Origin of the sequence: Bacillus sp. BP-3 (assembly GCF_028401955.1) — a bacterium.
In the GTDB taxonomy this organism is placed as follows: Bacteria; Bacillota; Bacilli; order Bacillales; family Bacillaceae_G; genus Bacillus_A.
In genome coordinates this window covers 58,017-80,646 of sequence record NZ_JAQOTJ010000005.1, presented here as the reverse complement: position 1 = coordinate 80,646, position 22,630 = coordinate 58,017, and the positions used below count along the sequence as shown (strand labels likewise).

24 protein-coding genes are annotated in these 22,630 nt (G+C 37.9%); 22 read left to right on the top strand and 2 right to left on the bottom strand.

All coding sequences use genetic code 11. The features are described 5' to 3' along the window. Positions 1 to 180 precede the first annotated feature (180 nt). The 4 genes from PLX19_RS10325 (at position 181) to PLX19_RS10310 (ending at position 2,526) form a co-directional block, all read left to right on the top strand. Entirely contained in the window at positions 181 to 519 is a 339-nt protein-coding gene (locus PLX19_RS10325) for a winged helix-turn-helix transcriptional regulator (protein ID WP_272188486.1), read from the top strand. A gap of 149 nt (positions 520 to 668) precedes the next feature. Further along, positions 669 to 1,259 (top strand): alpha/beta hydrolase family protein, encoded by a 591-nt coding sequence (locus PLX19_RS10320; RefSeq protein ID WP_272188485.1) that lies wholly within the window; start codon positions 669 to 671, stop codon positions 1,257 to 1,259. 8 nt (positions 1,260 to 1,267) lie between these two features. Further along, complete coding sequence (locus tag PLX19_RS10315; RefSeq protein WP_272188484.1) at positions 1,268 to 1,654, top strand: hypothetical protein; 387 nt, start codon at positions 1,268 to 1,270, stop codon at positions 1,652 to 1,654. A 158-nt stretch (positions 1,655 to 1,812) separates the two neighbouring features. Then, positions 1,813 to 2,526, top strand: a complete 714-nt coding sequence (locus PLX19_RS10310; protein WP_272188483.1) for an SDR family oxidoreductase — start codon at positions 1,813 to 1,815, stop codon at positions 2,524 to 2,526. A gap of 60 nt (positions 2,527 to 2,586) precedes the next feature. Here the strand turns inward: PLX19_RS10310 and PLX19_RS10305 are convergent, their stop codons facing one another. After that, on the bottom strand, positions 2,587 to 3,156 hold the full coding sequence (locus PLX19_RS10305) for a nucleotidyltransferase family protein (protein ID WP_272188482.1): 570 nt from the start codon (positions 3,154 to 3,156) through the stop codon (positions 2,587 to 2,589). Between the two features lie 100 nt (positions 3,157 to 3,256). Here PLX19_RS10305 and PLX19_RS10300 point away from each other — a divergent pair, with 100 nt between their 5' ends. From PLX19_RS10300 to PLX19_RS10255, 10 genes are all read left to right on the top strand, one after another. After that, a complete protein-coding gene (locus tag PLX19_RS10300) occupies positions 3,257 to 4,120 on the top strand; it encodes a YtnP family quorum-quenching lactonase (protein ID WP_272188480.1) in 864 nt (287 codons plus the stop codon). 51 nt (positions 4,121 to 4,171) lie between these two features. Then, the gene (locus tag PLX19_RS10295; protein ID WP_272188478.1) at positions 4,172 to 5,026 is read left to right on the top strand and encodes an ABC transporter permease subunit; all 855 of its coding nucleotides are present in this window, start codon (positions 4,172 to 4,174) and stop codon (positions 5,024 to 5,026) included. Continuing rightward, positions 5,016 to 6,062 (top strand): ABC transporter permease subunit, encoded by a 1,047-nt coding sequence (locus tag PLX19_RS10290; protein WP_272188476.1) that lies wholly within the window; start codon positions 5,016 to 5,018, stop codon positions 6,060 to 6,062. The genes PLX19_RS10295 and PLX19_RS10290 overlap by 11 nt, the downstream gene beginning before the upstream one ends. 115 nt (positions 6,063 to 6,177) lie before the next feature. Then, entirely contained in the window at positions 6,178 to 6,990 is an 813-nt protein-coding gene (locus PLX19_RS10285) for a TrmB family transcriptional regulator (RefSeq protein ID WP_272188474.1), read from the top strand. Positions 6,991 to 7,050: 60 nt separating this feature from the next. Further along, on the top strand, positions 7,051 to 7,923 hold the full coding sequence (locus PLX19_RS10280; protein ID WP_272188473.1) for a DMT family transporter: 873 nt from the start codon (positions 7,051 to 7,053) through the stop codon (positions 7,921 to 7,923). A gap of 219 nt (positions 7,924 to 8,142) precedes the next feature. Continuing rightward, positions 8,143 to 9,705 (top strand): fatty acid--CoA ligase, encoded by a 1,563-nt coding sequence (locus PLX19_RS10275; RefSeq protein ID WP_272188472.1) that lies wholly within the window; start codon positions 8,143 to 8,145, stop codon positions 9,703 to 9,705. Beyond that, positions 9,702 to 10,847, top strand: a complete 1,146-nt coding sequence (locus PLX19_RS10270) for an acyl-CoA dehydrogenase family protein (protein WP_272188470.1) — start codon at positions 9,702 to 9,704, stop codon at positions 10,845 to 10,847. The genes PLX19_RS10275 and PLX19_RS10270 overlap by 4 nt, the downstream gene beginning before the upstream one ends. An 18-nt stretch (positions 10,848 to 10,865) precedes the next feature. Continuing rightward, entirely contained in the window at positions 10,866 to 11,738 is an 873-nt protein-coding gene (locus PLX19_RS10265) for a 3-hydroxyacyl-CoA dehydrogenase family protein (protein WP_272188469.1), read from the top strand. After that, positions 11,735 to 12,886 carry a thiolase family protein gene (locus PLX19_RS10260; protein ID WP_272188468.1) on the top strand — a complete coding sequence of 384 codons (1,152 nt, stop codon included), beginning with the start codon at positions 11,735 to 11,737 and terminating at the stop codon, positions 12,884 to 12,886. Before PLX19_RS10265 ends, PLX19_RS10260 begins: the two co-directional genes overlap by 4 nt. Before the next feature lie 147 nt (positions 12,887 to 13,033). Beyond that, positions 13,034 to 13,480 (top strand): GNAT family N-acetyltransferase, encoded by a 447-nt coding sequence (locus PLX19_RS10255; RefSeq protein WP_272188467.1) that lies wholly within the window; start codon positions 13,034 to 13,036, stop codon positions 13,478 to 13,480. A 103-nt stretch (positions 13,481 to 13,583) separates the two neighbouring features. Here PLX19_RS10255 and PLX19_RS10250 read toward each other — a convergent pair whose 3' ends face one another. After that, on the bottom strand, positions 13,584 to 13,895 hold the full coding sequence (locus PLX19_RS10250) for a PepSY domain-containing protein (RefSeq protein ID WP_272188466.1): 312 nt from the start codon (positions 13,893 to 13,895) through the stop codon (positions 13,584 to 13,586). Between the two features lie 141 nt (positions 13,896 to 14,036). Between PLX19_RS10250 and PLX19_RS10245 the strand changes: the two genes are divergently transcribed. From PLX19_RS10245 to PLX19_RS10210, 8 genes are all read left to right on the top strand, one after another. Continuing rightward, positions 14,037 to 15,110 (top strand): M42 family metallopeptidase, encoded by a 1,074-nt coding sequence (locus PLX19_RS10245; protein WP_272188465.1) that lies wholly within the window; start codon positions 14,037 to 14,039, stop codon positions 15,108 to 15,110. 50 nt (positions 15,111 to 15,160) lie between these two features. Beyond that, the gene (locus PLX19_RS10240; RefSeq protein WP_272188463.1) at positions 15,161 to 15,670 is read left to right on the top strand and encodes a DUF84 family protein; all 510 of its coding nucleotides are present in this window, start codon (positions 15,161 to 15,163) and stop codon (positions 15,668 to 15,670) included. Positions 15,671 to 15,893: 223 nt separating this feature from the next. Beyond that, positions 15,894 to 16,208, top strand: coding sequence for a thioredoxin family protein (locus tag PLX19_RS10235; RefSeq protein WP_272188461.1), 315 nt, complete (start codon positions 15,894 to 15,896; stop codon positions 16,206 to 16,208). Between the two features lie 68 nt (positions 16,209 to 16,276). Next, a complete protein-coding gene (locus tag PLX19_RS10230) occupies positions 16,277 to 17,089 on the top strand; it encodes a DUF1444 domain-containing protein (RefSeq protein ID WP_272188459.1) in 813 nt (270 codons plus the stop codon). Continuing rightward, positions 17,086 to 17,700 carry a YtpR family tRNA-binding protein gene (gene ytpR, locus PLX19_RS10225; protein ID WP_272188457.1) on the top strand — a complete coding sequence of 205 codons (615 nt, stop codon included), beginning with the start codon at positions 17,086 to 17,088 and terminating at the stop codon, positions 17,698 to 17,700. Before PLX19_RS10230 ends, ytpR begins: the two co-directional genes overlap by 4 nt. Before the next feature lie 349 nt (positions 17,701 to 18,049). Beyond that, positions 18,050 to 18,409, top strand: coding sequence for a thiamine transporter (locus PLX19_RS10220; RefSeq protein WP_272188455.1), 360 nt, complete (start codon positions 18,050 to 18,052; stop codon positions 18,407 to 18,409). 9 nt (positions 18,410 to 18,418) lie between these two features. Beyond that, positions 18,419 to 19,249: an N-acetylmuramoyl-L-alanine amidase family protein gene (locus PLX19_RS10215; protein ID WP_272188453.1), complete on the top strand. Its 831-nt coding sequence runs from the start codon at positions 18,419 to 18,421 to the stop codon at positions 19,247 to 19,249. A 151-nt stretch (positions 19,250 to 19,400) separates the two neighbouring features. Next, the gene (locus PLX19_RS10210) at positions 19,401 to 22,619 is read left to right on the top strand and encodes a DNA translocase FtsK (RefSeq protein WP_272188451.1); all 3,219 of its coding nucleotides are present in this window, start codon (positions 19,401 to 19,403) and stop codon (positions 22,617 to 22,619) included. Positions 22,620 to 22,630 lie beyond the last annotated feature (11 nt).

Here is a 22,630-nt window from a genome sequence, read left to right as displayed (position 1 = left end):
TTTTCATACTCATTTTTATAACCTCCTTATTTTGTAAATAGATTCAGTTGTTAATGATATTGTATGTATAGTTAATTTATTTTGGGAAGTAGTGATATTTATTTCATATAGTTACCCTAAAGATATAATTGTGATAACATAAGGGAAATGAATCGAAAAAAATTTTAGGAGTGTGGTTCAATGAGTAACATGGAGCCAATCAAATTAACAAAGGGAACACCAGGGCAGATTTGTCCCATTGCGAAAACACTTGATGTAATCGGGACAAAGTGGACGTTTTTAATTATTCGAGACCTTCTTATTGAAGGAACGATGCGGTTTAGTGACTTGCAAAAATCAATGGACGGAATTAGCCCAAAAACGCTCTCGCTTCGTCTGAAGGAACTGGAAGCGCAAGGAATTGTGGAAAGAACGGTATATCCAGAAGTTCCACCGCGTGTTGAATACACATTAACAGAGAAGGGGAAACGTTTAGAACATATTTTCATTGAATTAAAGCGGTTCGGATTAATGTTATAGAAGAAATCTTTATTCATGTTGTGAAAGGGAATATGTGTGAAAAAATATAATAATATAAAAAGGGATGCTTTTTAATTAGCATCCTTTTTCGCATTGAACCATCATGTTATTTGGCGAAAAGAAGAATGTTTTAATAACAGGAGGAAAAAATGAAAAAGATTTTACTCGTGTTAGGAATTGTAATACTAGGATTGGCAGGATGGGTTCTTTACCAACATTCTTATGATATGAAGCAAGAAGAAGTAACGATTCAAACGAAAGAAACTACTTTACATGGTGCCCTCGCCTTACCTAAAGAAAAAGAAAAGCCGGGATTAATTATTTTTGTTCATGGTGATGGACCTGTAAATGCAACGTATGATGATGGTTATTTACCTTTATGGGAGGAATTAGCGAAAAAGGGATATGCTTCTTTAGCGTGGGATAAGCCTGGTATTGGAAAATCAAGTGGAGATTGGCTAGATCAATCGATGGAAGAGCGCGCAAATGAAGTAATCGAAGTGATTGAATGGGCAAAGAAAAACCTTGATATTGATTCTAAAAAAATAGGTGTATGGGGGGCGAGTCAAGGTGGATGGGTTGTCCCTAAAGTAGCAAATGCTAGTGATGATGTTTCATTTAGTATTTTAGTGTCACCTGCAATTAATTGGATCGAGCAAGGAAAGTACTATACGGAAAAAAGTATGACTAGTGCAGGTGCAACGAAAGAAGAAATCAATCAACGAATGAAAAAGTTCTAGAATTACTTTTGAAAAATAGTAATTATGAAGAATACCAAAACGTAACGAATAATAAAGGCGATATCTCAAAAGAAAGATGGAATTTTATTAAAAAGAATGTAAATAGCGATGCAACAAAGGATCTCTCTGAAACAAAAAAGCCTGTTAAGTTAATTGTTGGTGGTCGTGATGAAAATGTAGATGTAAAAAACACAATGGAAGTTTACCAAAAGGAAATACGGAAAGACTTGTTGTCGGTATCGTATTTACCTGAAGCAAATCACTCTATGTTGAAACCGCAATATGTAAATTCGGAATTTGGCATGTTGGTGAAATCCATTTTTGATCCAAGAGGGTTATTTGACGATGAATATGTGAAATCGGTTAGTGAGTTTGTCGATAAAGTAAATAGATGATGTAAATACAGGAAATTTTTTTAGAGGTACATCCTTTGTAAAAAAGAAACTTTCTAAAAGGTAACTATATGAATTAAATATCACTACTTCAAAAAAGAAAGTTATAGAATTACAATAACCTCAGTAAAACAAAACAAGAAAAACTGGGGGAAATGAACATGTTAAATAACAAGAAAATTGTCATTATCGGTGGTAGTTCTGGAATTGGTTTAGAAACAGCGAGACTAGCAATCATGCAAGGTGCTGAGCTTATCATTGCTAGTCGTTCGGAGGAAAAACTGCAAAGAGCAAAGGATCAGTTGGGAGGAAACGTAACAATTCATGTGCTTGATACGACACAAGAACAACAAGTACAATCCTTTTTTAAACAAGTAGGCACAATTGATCATTTAGTTGTTACAGCAGCAGAAACATCTGGAGGCTCTTTTATCGATACAGATACAGCCGCGGCACGTCAGTTATTTGAAAATAAATTTTGGGGACAATTTTATGCAGCGAAATATGGTGCCCAAAACATTGTTGATAATGGTTCCATCACTTTATTTTCCGGAGTTGTCGCTTATAAATCTATGATTGGATCGGCAACACTTGGTGCAGTCAATGCGGCTGTTTCTAACCTTGGTCAAACGTTAGCGCTAGAACTAGCACCAATTCGCGTAAATGTTGTCTCACCAGGAATTATTGATACACCGTCACGCAGCAAAATGGCAGAAGAAGCGCGTAATAAATTTTATACTGACTTAGGGAACAAACTTCCAACGGGGCGAGTAGGTAAGGCGGAAGATGTTGCACAAGCTGTACTATATGCTATGCAGAACGGATTTGTTACAGGAACAGTTCTGCATGTTGAAGGTGGGCATACTTTAATCTAATAGAATGAAAGACGCTATTCTTTTTGAAAGAATAGCGTTCTTCATGTTTCTATATAAAATTTAGAGGAAAAAAACCTTCACCTTACGCCATTTCTCCTCCCACTTCTTTTTCTGTACACGTTCTACATAAATATTTGCATATTCTTTCATTTCCTCATAATAAGGAGTCGGCCTTAGTTCTAAGTTAATGACGTCTTGCACGCCCCAAGGAGCAGCAAGTACAATTTCATCCTGTTCATTTAATTTCAAACCTAGTGCCGTTGCTGTTTCTGGAAATTTTGATATAGCATCTACTGAAGAAGAAAAGGGTGGCATGTTGCTAATGATGTGCATTCTTGCTTCGTTTTTTACAGACCAAGGTACATTTGGAAACATATTCAGTAGTTGTTGTTCGTATTTCTTTTCTGCGGATTCATCAATATTTTCAGCATCAAAATAAACAACATCAACATCTGGAAGGGGTGTTCTTTCTTCAAATCCGTGCAGAGTGTCCCATATTTTTGAACGGACAAATCCAGCGCATACCCACCAATCGGGTAACTGTAATTGTTTAGCAGTTTGTAATATATCCATCATCCATGTATCTTCTTTTACTAATCGGATAATGTCTTGTTCGTTTGTTAGCTTCATCATATTTCTCCTTTTATATGTTGTAAGAGCTGCTTCTATTGGATAATTTATTATTTTTCTGAATTATATGATAACATAAAAGAAAAGGGGGATACAGAAAATGGAATATTTGAAAATTGGTGATATACAAGTAACCTGGCTGCGAGGAGGAAATACACATTTAGACGGCGGTGCAATGTTTGGCGTTGTACCGAAAGCGCTTTGGTCACGCAAATATAGTCATAATGATAAAAACCAAATTTATCTACGAACAGATCCATTGCTGCTGCAAACGAAAGATGGAAATATGCTTATCGATTCAGGGATAGGCAACAACAAAATGAATGAGAAGATGAAGCGAAATCAAGGAGTAACAGAAGAGTCATCTGTTGAGCAATCGCTTGCTCAGCTCGGATTAAAAGCGGAAGATATTCAGTATGTATTAATGACGCATCTTCATTTTGATCATGCCTCTGGTTTAACGAAATGGGAAGGTGAAAAGCTGGTTCCGACGTTTCCGAATGCAAAAATATATGTATCACAAACAGAATGGGATGAAATGAGAAATCCGAATATCCGCTCATGCAATACATATTGGAAAGAAAATTGGGAGCCAATTGTGCATCAAGTCCAAACATTTACAGAAGAAGTACGCATTACAGATGAAATCCGAATGGTTCATACAGGCGGTCATAGTGATGGACATGCCGTTGTTGTTGCGCAAAGTAAAAATGAAACATTCCTTCATTTAGCAGATTTACTACCAACGCATGCGCACCAAAATGTACTGTGGGTTATGGCGTATGATGATTATCCGATGACGTCTATTGAAAATAAACAAAAGTGGATGAAGTACGGTATAGAGCAGAATGCGTGGTTTACGTTCTATCATGATGCCTATTACTGTGCGGTGAAGTGGGATGAAGAGGGGCATATGGTAGAAAAGTTAGAACGAAAAGAAATAGAAGTGACGAGCGAAGTGTAACGAAGGGTTGTCTTATTTGATGTAATAAATCACGATGCGAGGAGATTCAAAATGAAGGGGTTTTTCATTGAGAAATGTATAGAATTTTGCATTTGCATTGTCGTTATTATGGTTATTAGTTATGTGCCATTTGTTTTTTTAGGGAACAATCCTCTTAGTTTTACTACGTTTTTACAACAGATATTTACCCATGGAGATGCTGGAAATCCTATGGCTATGCGCCAAGTTGCGTTTTGGGATATAATTTGGGAACCGTATATGTATTCAGGTATTATTCTATTAGCATCTACATGTTTAACAGTTTTAATTGCTACGTGTCTATCTTTTGGTTATGTACTGTCATCTTTGAAAGTGAAAAAAGCAATTGAGCGATGTTTAGTGCTGATCGAATCTATTCCTGATTTGCTATTAATTTTTATGCTGCAAATATTTTTTGTTTGGGTATATAAACAAACGGGAATCAATTTCGTAAATATTTACGCGTTCGGCAGTAAACAAGCTTATTTCTTACCGATTGTGACAATGAGTCTTGTGCCTGCTCTTCACTTCTTTCGGATTATGGTTTTGTTTTTATTGGATGAACAGAATAAGCCATATGTAGAATTTGCCCGTGCAAAGGGGTTAAGTAGAAAATATATTGTATTTGTTCATTTGTTTCGAAATGTAATTTATCATTTATTTAATCATTTACAATCTACTTTTCTAGTTATGATTTCAAGTCTACTGCTAGTGGAGGCTGCTTTCAATATTAATGGATACATGTCATTTATTTTAAAGCCATTTGTTTTAAATCCTGTAACGATAGCACAATGGATCCTTTTATTATTTATTCCATTTTACATTGTGTTTACGATTGCTCATTTTCAAGTGAAGCGTACGACAGGAGGACTTGCAAATGAAAAATAGCATGTTCCATTCTAAACGTTTTTGGATTGGCCTTTCTTTTTTCGGCGGACTTGTGTTAGCTAGTTTTTTATTCACATGGTACGGAAAAGATTTGTATTCTCAGACGCAGGTGTTAATCAAAGATGCTGACGGTAATGTTTCACAAAGTGCACCGTTTAATCCTTTGGTGATGCCTCCTTTCGGATCGGATCGAAGTGGGTATAACTTATTCTTTAAACTTATTATTGGCGCAAAGTTTACGATCTTATTTGTGTTTGGAATTTGTTTTATTCAACTATTAGTAGGAACTTTATTGGGGAGTTTATTAGCATATACACCCGATTCATTACAAAAGTTTATTGAAAAAGTATGTAAGGTGTATTTCTATGTTCCGACAGTTGTTTTAGTTAATTTGTTCATGATGCCGCTAATGATCCAAAGTGAGCATACGGGCTTTCAGGAATCTATTGTTATTAAGCAATTTCTCATTCTTTGCATCGTCACATTGCCAAATCTCATTCTTTACATTAGCCAAGAGATTAATCTTTTTATGAAAAAAGAATATATTACAAGCGCCATTGTGCTTGGTGCTCGAAAATTTTATTTGTTTCGAAAGCATATTTGGCTCTTTTTGAAAGAGATTCTTGTGATTTTGTTCCTGCAACAGGCTGTTCAATTATTTACGCTACTCATACATATGGGCTTTTTTAAAGTATTAATTGGTGGAAGAAAAATGGTAAAGGATCCTTCCGGAGGTCCACCTACTGCGTTTTCCCTTACAAATGAGTGGTCGGGGTTAATCGGATTGAACAAAAATGAATTATTAACAGCACCGTGGATTATATTGGCGCCGTTAGTAGCTTTTACAATATCGATTTTTGTTTTAAATCTTATGGTTCAAGGAATAAAGGAACGACTCGATACAAGGTTTATGCCTATTCCAAAGAAAAAACAAGATTCAGCAGTTGAAGAAAAGAAAACAGTGATGCCTGTGGATAAATTTCGATTTGCGAATACGAAGCCATTGTACAAAGGAAAAGATAGTTCGTATGAATAAAAGTATCGGTCTATGCTGACTGATACTTTTTTGTGTTTAAAGAGTCTGAAAATATAGACATTTTATTTCTGATGTTTTATAGTAGTTAATACAATAACTACTATTAGGAGGGCTTATGGAAGAGAAAGCAATTGCCGAATTGCAAAAACATGGATTTTCAAAATACGAGTGTAAGGCTTACATCGGTTTATTGAAATCACCTGCCATCACTGGTTATGAATTAAGTAAGCGTTCCGGTGTTCCTCGTTCTATGATTTATGAGGTATTAGGAAAATTGCTTGATAAAGGAGCGATTCAAACGGTGCCTTCTGATCCAATTGTCTATAAACCTGTTGAGCCGAAGTTGTTGCTTGCTCGTCTGAAAGAAGAGATGGATGCATCATTAGAGGTGCTAGAATCGTCTCTTACCACGTTAGAAAGTGATCAAAAGATAGATGTTGTAACGAGAATTGTTCAGTATGAACATATTGTTCAAGAAATGCTTTCAATGATTCGAGAGGCAAACAAAGAACTTTGGTTATCAATTTGGTCTCCTATTGTGAAGGACATTGAAAAAGCTGTTCGTAAGAAAGAAGGATCAATCCCTATTTTTACAGTTTTATTTGGAGCTGAAGATAAAACGCTAGGAAACACGTATCATCATAACTATATGGCACCGGACATTGTTAGTAAACGGATGGGCGGGTATTTGACGATTCTCGTTCGAGATGAAGAAGAAGCGTTAATTGCTAAGTTTAGCGATAGAGGTTCAGAGTGGGCTGTGAAGTCAACTGATCCTGCACTCGTTCTAATTGCTACCGAATACATCCGCCATGACATTATGGTAGAAGAAATTACAACTGCATTCGGTCCTGAAAAGTTAGATGAGCTATGGAAGAAAAGGGAAGATTTAATTCATGTTATGACAGGAAAAAACAGCTTCATATAGAGCTGTTTTTTCGCACAAAACAATAGTCGTTATAACTATGACTACTTTAGGGGGAGTTACATGTATGCGAAATTAAAATTTGTCGCTTCTATGGCTATCTTTGGTTCTATCGGTCTATTTTCAATTAAAACAGGTCTCCCATCGATTGAATTGGTATTTGTACGATGTCTCTGTGCAAGCGTTTTGTTAGGGGGAATATGGTTTTTTCACACATTCACAATGAAACAGGAAAACTTTACGCCACGCCGCGAGTACGGACTTGCCTTACTATGTGGATTGTTTCTTATTATAAACTGGGTCTTCTTCTTTCGTTCTATTGAAGTTATGCCCATTACTGTCGCGATATCGATTTATCATTTAGCACCTGTGATTGTGCTTCTTTTAGGTTCTGTGATCTTTAAAGAAAAAATAACTGGAACAGGATTGTTCTTTTTCTTTGTTTGCTTCGTCGGTACATTGTTAGTTGGAGGGATTCATCAACATACAACCGTTTCTGAATTTTTATCCACAGGTGTACTATGGGCATTTGCTGCAGCATTTTTCTATGCGCTTACTTCCATCACAGGAAAGGGAATTCAACTACTTAGCCCGTTGTTAACAACCGTGATTCAAACGAGCCTCGGTGTTATCATATTGATTCCATTTGTGGATTGGTCAAAATTTATGCATCTTACTGCTGAAAATTGGTTTTATATCCTTGTGACAGGATTTATTCATACCGGATTTGTGTTTTATTTGTTCTTTAGTAGTTTAAGAGAATTAAAGGCTCAAACAATTGCGATTTTGGTCTTTGTGGATCCGATTGTCGCAATTTTACTAGATGTTACGATTTTGCATTACCGCCCTGATTTGTATCAACTTCTTGGCATTTTTCTCGTATTTGCAGGAATGAGTTATTCTCCGAAAAAAGAGCGACAATTAGCAAAAGCTTAAACTGTATATATGTAAAATATGTTCAGAGTTTGTTTTAATGAATTTTGGTTAAAACAAGCTCTTTTTTCGTTAAAGCGAATCGTAGTTGTCTCTATTTGTCGAAAGATTCACCCGTAAAGTGTTCTGAAAATTGTTATAATAATCCCCAAGTTATCTTGTTTTTAATAGGAAGATAGCAAAAAAAATGAAAGCGTTTTAATAAATAAGGGGGAAGATATCGTGTATATGACCATTGGGGGACTACTAGAATTAACGACTGGAAGTTATCCGAATAAGGAAGCGATTATTGAGCCTGAAAAACAGATTCGTTGGACGTATGCAGAATGGAACGAGCAGGTAAACAAACTTGCCCATGCACTTCAACAAAGCGGGATTCGAAAGGGTGATTGCGTTTCGACATTTCTTTTTAATGGTAGCGCGCTAGCGACGACGTGTTTTGCTTGTGCCAAAATAGGAGCTATATTTAATCCCATCAATTTTCGATTAAAACCACAAGAACTTACCTATATATTAGAAGATGCTTCTCCTAAAATCGTACTTTTTGAACAGCAAATATCCTCTCAAGTACAAAGCATTCATACACAATTTCCTCACATTCAGTTTTGGTACATCAATCAAAATGAACCATCATTTTCTGTTTCTTATGAAGAAAAAGTAGCAAATGCTACGCCGCATTTTGAAAAAGTAGAAGTCAATGAAGATGACATTTGTTCCATTATGTATACGAGTGGAACGACAGGGCAGCCAAAAGGTGTGCTTCATCGCCATAGGGAGATCATTGATCAAAGTTTGATGGGCGTTGCTTATTTACATTACACGGAAAATAGCCGCGGCCTTGTAACAGCGCCGATGTTTCACTGTGCAGAGCTTCATTGTTGTTTTATTCCGAGAGTGCATAGTGGTGCGACAAATATCATTCTTCATCATTTTGATGCAAAGCTTGTCTTGGAGACGATTCAAAATGAAAAGGTGACGGTTATGTTTGCTGCACCGACAATGTGGAATATGCTGCTGCAGGAAGATTTATCACAGTATGATTTATCATCGCTTCAATACGGCTTATACGGAGCGGCTTCGATGGCACCTGCGCTTGTAAAAGCTTGCGATGAGAAGTTGAACGTTTCGTTAGTACAAGCTTATGGCATGACAGAGATGGGACCGGCCGTTACATTTTTACGGGAGCATGAGCAGCTTTCAAAAGTTGGATCGGCAGGAAAGGCTGGATATAATCATGAAATTCGCGTTGTTCGCCCAAACGATGATGGACCATCTGAGCCGGATGATGTGTTACCTCCATATGAAATTGGAGAAATCATTATGAGAGGTCCATGTGTGATGGCGGGTTATCACAACAAGCAAGAAGCGACGGAAAAGGCTTTATATAAAGGTTGGTACCACTCTGGAGATTTAGGCTATGTAGATAGAGATGGGTATTTATACGTGGCCGATCGTGTTGATGATATGGTCGTGAGCGGCGGAGAAAATATTTATCCGCGCGAGGTAGAGGACTTTTTGTACACGCATGAAGGTGTGTTAGATGTTGCGGTATTGGGGGAGAAGGATGACCTGTGGGGGCAACGCGTTGTTGCGTACGTTGTTTCGAAGGATGGGTCGCTCACAGAAGAAATGTTGGATGAATATTGTAAACAAAGCGATAAACTAGCTGATTATAAACGCCCGCGCCGGTATGTATTTACGGAGCAGCTGCCGAGAAATGCGAGCGGGAAAATTCAAAAGTTTATTTTACGTAATCAAGGGACAGAGGTGAAAAAAATACGATGAAGCATGCCTATTTAGAGGAGGAGCATCACATTTTCCGTGATGCCTTCCGAAAATTTTTAGAAAAGGAAGCGTATCCGCACTATAACCGGTGGGAGAAAGACGGTATCATTCCGCGGTCTTTCTGGAGAAAGGTGGGGGAGAACGGTTTTCTTTGTCCGGTGGTAGAAGAGAAGTACGGCGGAGCTGAAGCTGATTTCGGATACTCTGTAGTAATTAATGAAGAACTAGAAAAGGTTGGTTCTAGTTTAGTGGGAATTGGTTTACATAATGATATTGTCGTTCCGTATTTGACGGCATATGGAACAGAAGAGCAAAAGAAACGATGGCTTCCAAAGTGTGTGAGCGGAGAATATATTACTGCCATTGCGATGACAGAGCCGGGAGCAGGCTCTGATTTAGCAGCTATCCGTACAACGGCGCGAAAAGAAGGAGATCATTATGTTGTGAATGGTGAAAAAACATTCATTACAAACGGGATTCATGCAGATTTAGTCGTTGTTGTTTGCAAGACAGATACAACTGTAAAGCCGGCGCATAAAGGGATTAGTTTACTCGTTTTAGAAAGAGGAATGGAAGGATTCAAGAGAGGGAGAAAACTAGAAAAGGTTGGATTGTATAGTCAAGATACAGCGGAACTTATTTTTGAAGATGTGAAAGTTCCTGCTTCTAATTTGTTAGGGGGAGAAGGAAAGGGTTTCTATTATTTAATGAACAAATTACAGCAAGAACGCCTCATTGTCGCAATTGCGGCCATAACAGCGGCTGAAGTAATGCTTCGTTTAACAAAGGACTATGTAAAAGAACGAAAGGCATTCGGGAAAAGTATTAGTGATTTTCAAACTGTCCAATTCAGGCTTGCTGAAATGTATACAGAAATTGAAATTGGCCGCACGTTTGTGAATGAATGTATTGCAGCACATATGCAAAGAGAAAACATTGTAACGAAAGTGTCGATGGCCAAGTGGTGGGTAACAGACCTTGCGAAGAAAGTAGCAGCAGAAAGTATGCAGCTACACGGCGGATATGGCTATATGGAAGAATACGAGATTGCAAGGAGATACAGAGATATTCCCGTAAGCGCCATTTATGCGGGGACAAATGAAATTATGAAAAATATTATTGCAAAAAGTATGGGGTTGTAATGAAAGGAGAGGGAAATGATGATTCAAAATATTGCGGTGATCGGTGCTGGGATTATGGGAAGTGGTATTGTTCAGTCATTAGCGATGGGCGGAAAATGCGTGAAAATGTATGATGTGTCAGAAGAAAGTATACAAAAAGCATACAAGGGGATTACAACAAGCCTAGCACGTTTCGTGAAAGCTGGGCGGATGAGTGAAGAAGAGAAAGAGCAAGTTCTTGCGAATATTGTGTCTACTATAACACTAGAAGAAGCATGTAAAGATGTAGAGCTTATTATTGAAGCTGCTCCAGAAAATTTACAGTTAAAAAAAGAGATTTTTAAACAGCTAGATAGCTATGCTTCCGAGTCGACTATTCTTGCGACAAATACATCTGAATTAAGTGTGACGGCGATTGCAAGTGCGACAAATCGCACAGAAAAGGTGTTAGGAATGCATTGGTTTAATCCAGCACCTGTGATGAAACTGATTGAAATTGTGAGAGGAGTTGATACAACAGAAACGACGATACAAGCGGTGAAAGAGTTAGCAGAAGAGATTGGCAAAGAAACTGTTGTTGTGAAAGATATGCAAGGGTTTGTCACTTCGAGAGCGATTGCGGTGCATTTGTTAGAGTGCATGCGTATGTATGAAGAAGGGATAGGCAGTAAAGAAGAAATTGATAAAGCGATTAAATTAGGCCTGAATTATCCGATGGGGCCATTTGAGTTAGCGGATTATGTTGGGTTAGATACGATGTTATTTGCAAGTCAAGGTTTAAGTGAAGCGTTTGGTGATAGATTCCGCGCTCCGCAAACGCTTGTGAAACTTGTAGAGGCAGGACATCTTGGAAGGAAAACAGGAAAAGGTTTCTATAATTATGAAAAAGGGAAAGTAGGAGAGAGAATATGAACAGAGAAGTTGTAATTGTTGAAGCGGTACGTACACCAGTTGGAAAAAGAAACGGTGCGTTTCGTGAACTCCATCCAGTACAATTTGCTGCAGTTGCGATGGATGGAGTGATGAAGCGTGCCAATATAGAAAAAGGAATGGTAGAAGATATTGTCATGGGGTGTGTGACACAAGTTGCTGAGCAAGGCTTTAATATTGGTAGACTTGCTGCTTTAGAAGCGAATTTTCCGATTACTGTTCCTGCTGTAACGATTAACCGTCTATGCGGTTCGGGACAACAAGCAATCCATTTTGCAGCGCAAGAAATTAAATCTGGTGATATGGATATTACCATTGCCGCTGGTGTTGAGCATATGACGAAAGTGCCAATTTTAAGCGATGGCAATGCAAATACGATTCCGAGTAGTCTTCATGCAAAATATGAATTTGTACATCAAGGTGTTTCAGTAGAAATGATTGCTGAAAAATATGGAATTACAAGAGAGCAGCTAGATAGCTACGCTTATGAAAGTCATCAACGTGCACTACAGGCGATAGAAGTAGGGTACTTTAAACGTGAAATTGTCCCAGTGAATGGGATAGATAAAGAAGGCAATGCAATACTCGTTACAAACGATGAAGGACCAAGAGCAGACACTTCTCTTGAAGCATTAGCAAATTTAAAGACTGTATTTAAAGAGAATGGATTAATTACAGCAGGAAATGCAAGTCAAATTAGTGATGGAGCAGCGGCCATTTTGTTAATGGATAGTGAAAAGGCGAAAGAGTTAGGGCTTCAAGCACGGGCAAGGATTGTGAATCAAGTTGTAGTTGGTTCAGATCCGACAATAATGCTAGACGGTGTCATTCCAGCAACAAAAAAAGTACTGCAAAAAGCAAATTTAACAATTCATGATATGGACGTAGTCGAAATTAACGAGGCATTTGCTTCTGTTGTTCTTGCGTGGCAAAAAGAACTAGAAGCAGATTTACATAAAGTAAATGTGAACGGCGGTGCGATTGCATTAGGACACCCGCTTGGAGCAACAGGTGTGAAATTGATGACATCCCTGCTTCATGAATTAGAAAGAAGAAACGGAAAATACGGCTTACTTACAATTTGTATCGGACATGGGATGTCAACGGCAACTATTATCGAAAGAATATAACAAAAGGTACAGAAACGATGTAAATCGTATACGAATTAGTAGACCAAATCACGATTCGATTTGGTCTTTTGAAATGATTGTGTAACGACTTAAACGTACGAAATCGACAAGAAGACTATGGAAATATTCTTGTAAAGGAGCATTATATTGAAACATATATCATTAAAAACGATCGATAAGAGTAATTGGGAAGATACGATTCAATTATCAGTGAATCAAGAGCAACAACCATTTATCGCTTCCAACTTGTATTCAATTGCAGAGGTGCAGTTTCTAGACAATTTCCATGCAAAAGGAATATATCTTGATAACGAAATCGTAGGTTTTACTATGTTTGGGATAGACTGCGACGATAATAATTATTGGATTTACAGACTGATGGTTGATAAAGGTTTCCAAGGAAGAGGAATAGGAGTACATGCTATAAAATTGGTTATTGAAGAAATAAGGAGAATGAATGATTTAAATATTCCACTTATTATGATAGGGTATCATCCTGAAAATCTTGCAGCAAAATTTGCTTACCAAAAGGCAGGTTTCATGGAAACGGAATTATCATCTTGGGGTGAGCAATTAGCGAAGTTCTGTTTATGAAAAAGTCGGCTTATGTAGAGAGATAGAAATCAAAAAGCTTGGATGTACATGTAATCCAAGCTTTTTGATGCTAGAACGATTTAAAACCAATCTGCATCTCGTATTAAGCAACTTTTACTTCTAAGATTGTACCTGTTTTTGCATCTACTAAAAATTCAAATCGTTCTTGTACATCGTGTAGTAATGTTGTAATACCACCGCGGTATACATCGTAAGTAACATCATATTTTTCAAACGTCTCGGGAACCATATGTACCCAAGAACCTGTAATTTCACCTTTATGACTTAATGCTTGCTTCACCATTTTTAATGCTTTTTCAGAAGAAATGTGGGATTGTTCTTGTACTTTATTTGCAACAACATATCCAGCTGCAAAACCTAAACCAATACCCGCTAGTAAGCTTTTCCAGTTCATACATTCACCTCTATCCTGTTAAAGTTTTCCCCATAAGTATAAATCAAATTACATAAAAAAAGAAGAAACTAGAAAGATTTCGAAAATTTCGTTACAATGAAAAGAGTAATTCTATTACTGGATTGAAGGAAGGATACCGCGATGAATAAAGAGACAATGGAACTATTTCGTACGTTAACAGAACTGCAAGGTGCTTCAGGATTTGAGCATGATGTGCGCCGTTTTATGAAGCAAGAACTAAGCAAATACTCAGATGAAATCGTACAAGATCGTTTAGGAAGTATCTTCGGTTTGAAAAAGGGTGACGAAAATGGCCCGCGCGTTCTTGTAGCTGGTCATATGGATGAAGTAGGCTTTATGGTAACGCAAATTACGAGAAACGGAATGGTTCGTTTTCAAACATTAGGCGGTTGGTGGAGCCAAGTATTGCTAGCACAGCGTGTACAAATTATGACAGACAACGGCCCGATTATCGGTGTAGTAGGTTCTGTTCCTCCGCACTTATTAAGTGATGAACAACGTAACAGACCAATGGATATAAAAAACATGTTAATTGATATCGGTGCAGATAGTCGTGAGGAAGCCCATGAAATTGGTGTGAAACCAGGCCAACAAATTGTACCAATTTGTCCGTTTACACCGATGGCAAATCCAAAGAAAATAATGGCGAAAGCTTGGGATAATCGTTATGGCTGCGGTCTTGCGATTGAGCTATTGAAAGAATTAAAAGATGAAAAACTGCCAAATACACTATATTCTGGTGCAACAGTGCAAGAAGAAGTCGGCCTTCGCGGTGCGCAAACAGCTGCGAATATGATCGAGCCTGATATTTTTTATGCGTTAGATGCAGGCCCAGCAAACGATGCATCAGGAGATAAAACGCAGTTTGGTCAAATTGGAAAAGGTGCTGTCCTTCGCTTGTATGATCGCTCTATGATAACACACCGCGGCATTCGCGAATTTATTTTAGATACAGCAGAAACGCATAACATTCCGTACCAATATTTCGTATCACAAGGTGGTACAGATGCAGGACGCGTACATACAAGTAACTCTGGAGTACCATCTGCGGTGATTGGTGTATGTGCTCGTTACATTCATACGCATGCTTCGATTTTACATATCGATGATTATGCGGCAGCGAAAGAATTGCTGATTCAGTTAGTAAAAACGACAGATAAAACTACATTTGAAACAATTAAAGAAAATGCTTAATAAGGAAAGGCCAAATGTGGCCTTTTCTTTTTGAATTTTGAGGTGAAAATATGAAAGTGGCAGTTGGATCAAAAAATAAAGTGAAAATAAATGCGGTCAAGCAAGTGCTTACAGAAGCAGAAATTGTTTCATTGGCTGTCCCGTCTCATGTGTCTGCGCAACCATTTTCAGATGAAGAAACATTGCAAGGGGCAAGTAACCGAGCAAAACTAGCATTAGCAGAAGGAAAAGCGGATATTGGAATTGGTTTAGAAGGCGGCGTAATGCATACAGACCATGGCTTGTTTATGTGCAACTGGGGTGCTTTAGCAACGAAAGAAGGCAAGCTATTTACAGCAGGCGGAGCACGTATGAAACTGCCAGATGAGTTTATTCAGCCTCTTGAAGAAGGAAAAGAATTAAGCGAGGTGATGGAAGACTATACGAAGCAACGTGACATTCGCAGCAATGAAGGAGCAATTGGTATTTTTACAAACAATTATGTTGATCGGACGGACTTGTTTGTGCATGTTATGAAGCTATTAGTTGGACAATATATGTATGACAGAAGCAAAGCATAAACCTTGCACCGTATCGCATGTATGGTAGTATATAAATACAAATTAAAAACCCTCTTTTTTAGGTGGCCGAGAGCATCTGACCCTGCATAGAAGTGGTTTGATCCATTTTTTTCCACATGAAAGGGTTAAAACAAAGGTAGAAAGCAAGTAGCGGGCATGTTTTAATCTACATGGAAGCAACTTAATTAGTAAATACATACTTCTTTTTAGGGAGGAATTATAGATGAAAGCATTAGAAAGTATAGAGCAATTTCAAGAATTAAAAAACGAAGAGAAAGTGATCTTTTTATTTTCAGCAGATTGGTGTCCAGATTGCCGCTTTATCGATCCATTTATGCCAGAAGTAGAAGAAAAATATAGCGAGTTCTCTTTCTATTATGTAGACCGCGATGAATATATTGATTTATGCATCAAATTAGACGTATTTGGTATTCCAAGCTTTGTCGCTTACAATAAGGGAGAAGAAATTGGCCGTTACGTAAACAAAGATCGTAAAACACAAGAGCAAATTGAAGAGTTCATTGAAGGTTTAAAATAAACTGAAACTGAAAACAACCTCTATCTTCATATGTGGGGGTTGTTTTTTTCGGAAGGGAGGTAAACGATATGAAAATGACGAGTAAGAAGATGAAAGACGAATTGATGAAGCGCCTTGCACGAGCAGAGTGGAGCTTTCAGTACGATAGTGAAAAGGAAACACTTCGCATTGAACAAATAAATACGAAAAAGGGAATTACGATTTCTCTTCCAGGTATTGTAGCGAAGTGGGAGGTACAGAAAGAGAAGGCAATTGAAGAAGTTGTCTATTATGTAGAAGAAGCTCTCGTTGCGATGCATAAAGAAGTAACAAGTACTGCGAAAATTTTGCCTGTAATCCGTTCCACTTCTTTTCCGAAAGAAGCAGAAAAAGGAAATCCGTTTGTCATGACGGAACATACAGCAGAAACACGTATTTACTATGCATTAGATTCAGATAAAACATACCGGCTTATTGATCAGCGCTTGCTAAAGCAAATCGGGATGACAGAAGAACAGGTGCGTGAAATGGCATTGTTCAACGTGCGCTCTTTACGCACTGAATTTAAGCAAGATGAAGTTGCTGGAAATACATTTTATTTCTTAAATACAAATGACGGGTATGACGCGAGCCGTATTTTAAACGATTCATTATTACGAGAGATGTGTAACCAAATTTCTGGTGATATGGTTGTTGCAGTTCCGCACCAAGATGTATTAATTGTTGCTGATATCGTGAACAAAATCGGTTATGATATTATTGCACAAATGACAATGAAGTTTTTTGCAGAAGGTCATGTTCCGATTACATCACTTTCATTCGTATATGAAGATGGTAATTTCGAACCAATCTTTATTTTGGCGAAAAATCGGAACGAACGAAGTGAAAAAGAGAAAGGATGAACAAAGTGAACGTTTTTTATAACCTTGAAGGTATTGGGGATACATTAATTGTTGCCCTACAAGACATTACATTAGAAAACCGCACATTTGAACGTATTGGAGATGTAGCGCGCGTTTTCGATCGTGAAAGTAATGTAACAGCAGGATTCAACATTTTTAATGCTTCTTCTTATATGGAAATATCAGAAACAGGCAATCTTACATTAACGAAAGAGCTTGTTGAAAAGATCAATGAAATTTTAGCGAAGAACGATTTTACAGAAACAGTAGAAGCGGATCTTTCACCTAAATTTGTTGTTGGTTACGTAGCAGAAAAAGAAAAGCATCCAAATGCGGATAAATTAAACGTATGTAAAGTAGAAGTTGGTACAGAAACATTACAAATCGTATGTGGTGCTCCAAACGTTGACGCAGGTCAAAAAGTAGTAGTTGCGAAAATCGGTGCAGTAATGCCGAGCGGTATGTTAATCAAACCAGCAGAACTTCGCGGCATTCCATCTTCCGGTATGATTTGCTCAGCACGTGAATTAGAGCTTCCAGATGCTCCGCAAGAAAAAGGAATTCTTATACTTGAAGACAGCTACGAAGTTGGACAAGAGTTTAAATTCTAAATAAAAAAGAGCTGACCTCATAAGGTGCGTAGGTACCTTACGGAGTCAGTTCTTTTTTTGTTTGTCCACCTACATATCGGCGATTCGACACAGGATAAAGTTCTACTAACCATCAGTGACGCTATTCTCACTGATGGTTAGTAGAGCCAATCGGGCTTTTACGGGCAGTTTTCTCCTTTGTGCTTCCCCAGTCCTTACTGCCCGTTAATGCGGGATAAAACCCTTTGACGAGTTTGGATATGCTGATTACAACTACGATACACAAACATTCTATTTTCTCCCGTAAAAGAATTGTATTTCTAAGTCACATTAGGTAAAATCTAGAAAAATATGAAAAGAGGTATATCGCATGATGCAGCATCCGAAAGTATACGAACTACTTCAACTCATTCAAACATCTCGTATTCATGATATTGAATTGCAATCGTTAGAAATTTATCTATTTCATAAACAAGAATTTGAAGGTGGGCAAGTTGGTTATCGGTATGATAAGAAAGGAAATTCATTAATAGGAGAAAGAGAAGGAAATTGGCAAGAAAGCTGGTTTGTGATTGGATATGATACGGACCTTGGTAATCCTGTTTTTGTAGATATACAGAATTTACATGTGTATATTGCAGAGCGAGGGATGAGCACCTGGAATCCTGCTTGTATTATGAATCATATAGATGAAATTATGGAGTACATAAGAAATTCTTTTCATAGATAGGGAGATAATATGAAGTACATAAAAAATATTTCTGTAATGATGATAGCTGCACTTTGTATGATGGGATGCACGAAGGAAGCGGCAAAAACATCACCTAAGCAAGAGGAAAAAGAGCCTCCTCGTGTAGAAAGTTCTGTACAAAACAATGAACCGAAAGCGGAGCAAGTGAAAGAAGAGCCAGCACCAGCACCTGTCAGGGAAAAAACAAAGTTTATTGTATGTATTGATCCAGGTCACCAACGAAAAGCGAATTTGGAATTAGAGCCAATTGGCCCAGGGGCAACAAAACAAAAATATAAAGTAACAGATGGAACAACAGGAGTTGTAACGAAAAAGCGAGAGTATGAACTAAATTTAGAAGCAGCTGTTCTATTAAAAGAGATGTTAGAAGCAAAAGGCATTGAAGTGGTTATGACAAGAACGACACATGATGTGAATATGAGTAATAAAGAACGAGCGGCAATTGCTAATGAGCATCATGCGAATTTGTTTTTACGAATTCATGCAGATGGTTCGGAAAGTGCAGCAGAAAAGGGTTTTGCGGTGTTAACGCCGTCAAAAGAGAATGCTTTTACAAAAAACATTTATCAAGAGAGTTTAACCGCTTCTGAGTTTATTGTGAATAAAGTGAAGGAAAACAGTAGCGTACAAGTAAATGGGATTAAATTTCGTGATGATTTGTCTGGGTTTAACTGGGCTGAGGTACCAGGGGTTTTATTAGAACTAGGATTTATGTCAAATCCAGAAGAAGACAGAAAACTATCAGATGTGAATTATTTACGTTCTTTACTGCAAAGTGTAGCAGATAGTGTTGAGGGTTATCGGGTTAGTAAAAGGTAATTTTTTCTTGGCTCCATCCTAGATGGAGCCATTTTTATTTAATAATATTTTTTATTTTTCTGTAAATGAAATGAAAGCAATTTCATCTGCACTTTTTGCCGAATGCTGATACAATAAAGGGTGTTACTATTTAGTAGAAAGAGTGGTAAGCATGTTAGATTGGATGAAAAAGCTTTTTAAAAAAGAGGAAGAAAATGAAGCGACAGCATTAAAAACAATAGAAACACCTGCAGAGAAAAAGGTTACTTCTCAGATTCCTCGTGTAAAATACTACTCTGATAAACGAGAAGCTGACCTGCAAGCGTCTAAACCAAATTCGGGTAGTAATTTCCGTTTCCCGTTAATTCCTGATAATGGATTTGACGAAAGTACGCAAGAATCATCTCGTCTAGAAAAGCTCGCTATACAAGAAGGCCCGATTAGAGAACGGCGCCGATCAAGACGAGTAGAAGAAGTGCAAGAAATGACATATATAGAACCAAGTACTGAGAAGGTAAAACCTACTTCTAAAGTTGAAACTAATCGAAGACCGTTCCGCCCATCAGAAATGCTTTCACCCGTTTTTGGATACAATCGTCCACAATCAAGACAAAAAGAAAATGAAGAAAGTAAGCAACAACAACGAGAAGATATTGAAATATCAATGGAAGGAAAATCAGTTGTTGATGCGTGGTTAGAGAAGAATGGCTATATAAGTTCTGATTCATCACAAGATGGATTAACAGAAGTTGAATCTACCATTGTGAAAACGAATGGAGAGCAAAAGGAAGATAGTAAATCGGTTGTGAATCTAGAGAAAAACGAAGCGGCGTTACATAGCCATGAGGAACAGCTAGATACGTTTGAAGATGTTACTGAGCAAATTCATACATCTGAAAGTGAAGTGCAAGAATCTACTGTTATAGAGACAAGATTTGAAATGACAGAAGAAGTAGAGGGATCTGTAGAGATAGAAGAGTCACTTGAAGAATCTGTTACGGAAGAAGTCATAAGTGAAGTAGCAGAAGAATCTGTTACGGAAGAAGTAATAAGTGAAGTAGCAGAAGAATCTGTTACGGAAGAAGTAATAAGTGAAGTAGCAGAAGAATCTGTTACGGAAGAAGTAATAAGTGAAGTAGCAGAAGAATCTGTTACGGAAGAAGTAATAAGTGAAGTGACAGAAGAATCTGTTATGGAAGAAATGACAGAAGAAGTAGAGGAATCTGTAGAGATAGAAGAGTCACTTGAAGAAGAACTTACGGAAGAAGTAATAAGCGAAGTAGCAGAATTTGTTACTACCGAAGAACATCTGAAGACAGAGGAATTTGCCGAGCTGGAAGAATCAACTGTAGAAGGTAAAGAGTTTGAGCTAGTGGTAGAAACATCTTCAATAATGGAAGACTCCGATATGCAAGAAGAAACTTCAATCGTAGAAGAATCTGTTATTCAAGAGGAAACACCTGTAGCAGAGGAATCTGTAGAGATAGAAGAATCATTTGAAGCTGAAGTATCCGAGGAAACAGAAGTAGTGGATGTATCACTAGACATGGAAGAATTGATTACCGCAGAGTTTGATGAAGTACCAAAAGCAGAAAGTTTCACGCAAGAACAAACGGAAAAATTTATTCAAGCTGATGAGCAAACACAGCAAGCTGTACAGAGCTTTGCCAATGTAATAATAGAAGAAACGCAAGCTAAGAAACAGCCGGAAGTGAAAGCGGAGCAAAAAGAAAAGGTGATTGAAGAGCCAAAACGTGAGAAGAAACGTTTCGTTCCGTTTAATGTAGTGATGTTGAAGCAAGATAAACAGATGTTAGAAGAAAAACGTCGTGTAGCAATGGCAACACAACCCGCTCATACAGGGCCTGAGCAAAAACAAAATATTGAGCCGCCAGTGCAAGAGGAAATGACGCACCGAGTTGTTGTAGAAACAGTGCAAGATGTTCGAAATGTTTTACAAGCGCCGCCAACATACGAATTTCCGCCATTAACCCTTTTAAATATTCCAAATCACTCAGCGACAAATGACGCTGAGTGGTTAGAGGGACAAAAAGAGCTGTTAAATACGACATTCCATAACTTCCATATCGGTGCAAAGGTTGTGAATGTGACGCAAGGACCAGCTGTTACTCGTTTTGAAGTGCAGCCAGATCCTGGTGTGAAAGTAAATAAAATTACGAACTTAAGTGATGATATTAAACTGAACTTGGCGGCTCGTGATATTCGAATTGAAGCGCCAATTCCGGGTAAAAATGCGGTTGGAATTGAAGTACCAAATAAAGAAAGTAAAGCCGTATTCCTTCGAGAAATTTTACGAAGTCCAGTGTTTACGAAAAGTGAATCACCGCTTACAGTCGCACTTGGTCTTGATATTTCAGGAACACCGATTGTTACGGATATTCGAAAAATGCCGCACGGTTTAATTGCCGGATCGACAGGATCGGGAAAAAGTGTATGTATTAATGCAATTTTAACAAGTATTTTATATAAGGCGAAGCCGCATGAAGTAAAGCTGATGTTAATTGATCCGAAGATGGTGGAACTTGCACCGTATAATTCTGTACCTCACCTTGTTGCACCGGTTATTACGGATGTAAAAGCAGCAACGGCAGCCTTAAAATGGGCAGTTGATGAAATGGAACGCCGTTATGAATTGTTTGCGCATGCAGGTGCTCGTGATCTATCACGTTATAATACAATTATGAATGAACAAGAAATTCCAGGAGAAACGTTGCCGTATATCGTCATTGTAATTGATGAGTTAGCTGATTTAATGATGGTTGCACCAGGTGATGTAGAGGAAGCGATTTGCCGCATTGCTCAAAAAGCAAGGGCTTGTGGAATTCATTTATTAGTAGCGACGCAGCGTCCATCTGTAGATGTAATTACAGGATTAATTAAATCAAATATTCCAACGCGAATTGCCTTTACAGTATCATCACAAGTAGACTCTCGTACAATCATTGATATTGGCGGAGCTGAGAAATTACTTGGACGCGGTGATATGTTATTTTTAGATAATGGAACGTCAAAACCGGTTCGTGTGCAAGGGGTATACGTTTCGGATGAGGAAATTGAAAAGTCTGTTGCGCATGCGAAACGTCAAATGAAGCCAAATTATTTATTCCAGCAAGAAGACTTATTGGCAAAAACGGAACAACAAGAATCTGAGGATGAGCTATTTTTTGAGGCGTGTCAATTTGTTGTGGAACAAGGAGGAGCGTCCACATCTTCTGTACAGAGAAGATTCCGTATTGGTTATAACCGTGCCGCGCGTCTTATTGAGGAAATGGAAGCGCAAGGGATTATTTCGGAAGCACGCGGAACAAAACCAAGAGATGTCCTTATTACAGAAGATGAATTTGCTGCGATGCAGGATATACATGTATAAGAAAAGGTTTT

Excerpts from the sequence above, each read along its gene's own strand:
- PLX19_RS10325 (WP_272188486.1), top strand. The coding sequence starts at position 181 with ATGAGTAACATGGAGCCAATCAAATTAACAAAGGGAACACCAGGGCAG.
- PLX19_RS10320 (WP_272188485.1), top strand. The coding sequence starts at position 669 with ATGAAAAAGATTTTACTCGTGTTAGGAATTGTAATACTAGGATTGGCA.
- PLX19_RS10310 (WP_272188483.1), top strand. The coding sequence starts at position 1,813 with ATGTTAAATAACAAGAAAATTGTCATTATCGGTGGTAGTTCTGGAATT.
- PLX19_RS10305 (WP_272188482.1), bottom strand. The coding sequence starts at position 3,156 with ATGAAGCTAACAAACGAACAAGACATTATCCGATTAGTAAAAGAAGAT.
- PLX19_RS10300 (WP_272188480.1), top strand. The coding sequence starts at position 3,257 with ATGGAATATTTGAAAATTGGTGATATACAAGTAACCTGGCTGCGAGGA.
- PLX19_RS10295 (WP_272188478.1), top strand. The coding sequence starts at position 4,172 with ATGAAGGGGTTTTTCATTGAGAAATGTATAGAATTTTGCATTTGCATT.
- PLX19_RS10290 (WP_272188476.1), top strand. The coding sequence starts at position 5,016 with ATGAAAAATAGCATGTTCCATTCTAAACGTTTTTGGATTGGCCTTTCT.
- PLX19_RS10285 (WP_272188474.1), top strand. The coding sequence starts at position 6,178 with ATGGAAGAGAAAGCAATTGCCGAATTGCAAAAACATGGATTTTCAAAA.
- PLX19_RS10280 (WP_272188473.1), top strand. The coding sequence starts at position 7,051 with ATGTATGCGAAATTAAAATTTGTCGCTTCTATGGCTATCTTTGGTTCT.
- PLX19_RS10270 (WP_272188470.1), top strand. The coding sequence starts at position 9,702 with ATGAAGCATGCCTATTTAGAGGAGGAGCATCACATTTTCCGTGATGCC.
- PLX19_RS10265 (WP_272188469.1), top strand. The coding sequence starts at position 10,866 with ATGATTCAAAATATTGCGGTGATCGGTGCTGGGATTATGGGAAGTGGT.
- PLX19_RS10260 (WP_272188468.1), top strand. The coding sequence starts at position 11,735 with ATGAACAGAGAAGTTGTAATTGTTGAAGCGGTACGTACACCAGTTGGA.
- PLX19_RS10250 (WP_272188466.1), bottom strand. The coding sequence starts at position 13,895 with ATGAACTGGAAAAGCTTACTAGCGGGTATTGGTTTAGGTTTTGCAGCT.
- PLX19_RS10245 (WP_272188465.1), top strand. The coding sequence starts at position 14,037 with ATGAATAAAGAGACAATGGAACTATTTCGTACGTTAACAGAACTGCAA.
- PLX19_RS10240 (WP_272188463.1), top strand. The coding sequence starts at position 15,161 with ATGAAAGTGGCAGTTGGATCAAAAAATAAAGTGAAAATAAATGCGGTC.
- PLX19_RS10235 (WP_272188461.1), top strand. The coding sequence starts at position 15,894 with ATGAAAGCATTAGAAAGTATAGAGCAATTTCAAGAATTAAAAAACGAA.
- PLX19_RS10230 (WP_272188459.1), top strand. The coding sequence starts at position 16,277 with ATGAAAATGACGAGTAAGAAGATGAAAGACGAATTGATGAAGCGCCTT.
- ytpR (WP_272188457.1), top strand. The coding sequence starts at position 17,086 with ATGAACAAAGTGAACGTTTTTTATAACCTTGAAGGTATTGGGGATACA.
- PLX19_RS10220 (WP_272188455.1), top strand. The coding sequence starts at position 18,050 with ATGATGCAGCATCCGAAAGTATACGAACTACTTCAACTCATTCAAACA.
- PLX19_RS10215 (WP_272188453.1), top strand. The coding sequence starts at position 18,419 with ATGAAGTACATAAAAAATATTTCTGTAATGATGATAGCTGCACTTTGT.
- PLX19_RS10210 (WP_272188451.1), top strand. The coding sequence starts at position 19,401 with ATGTTAGATTGGATGAAAAAGCTTTTTAAAAAAGAGGAAGAAAATGAA.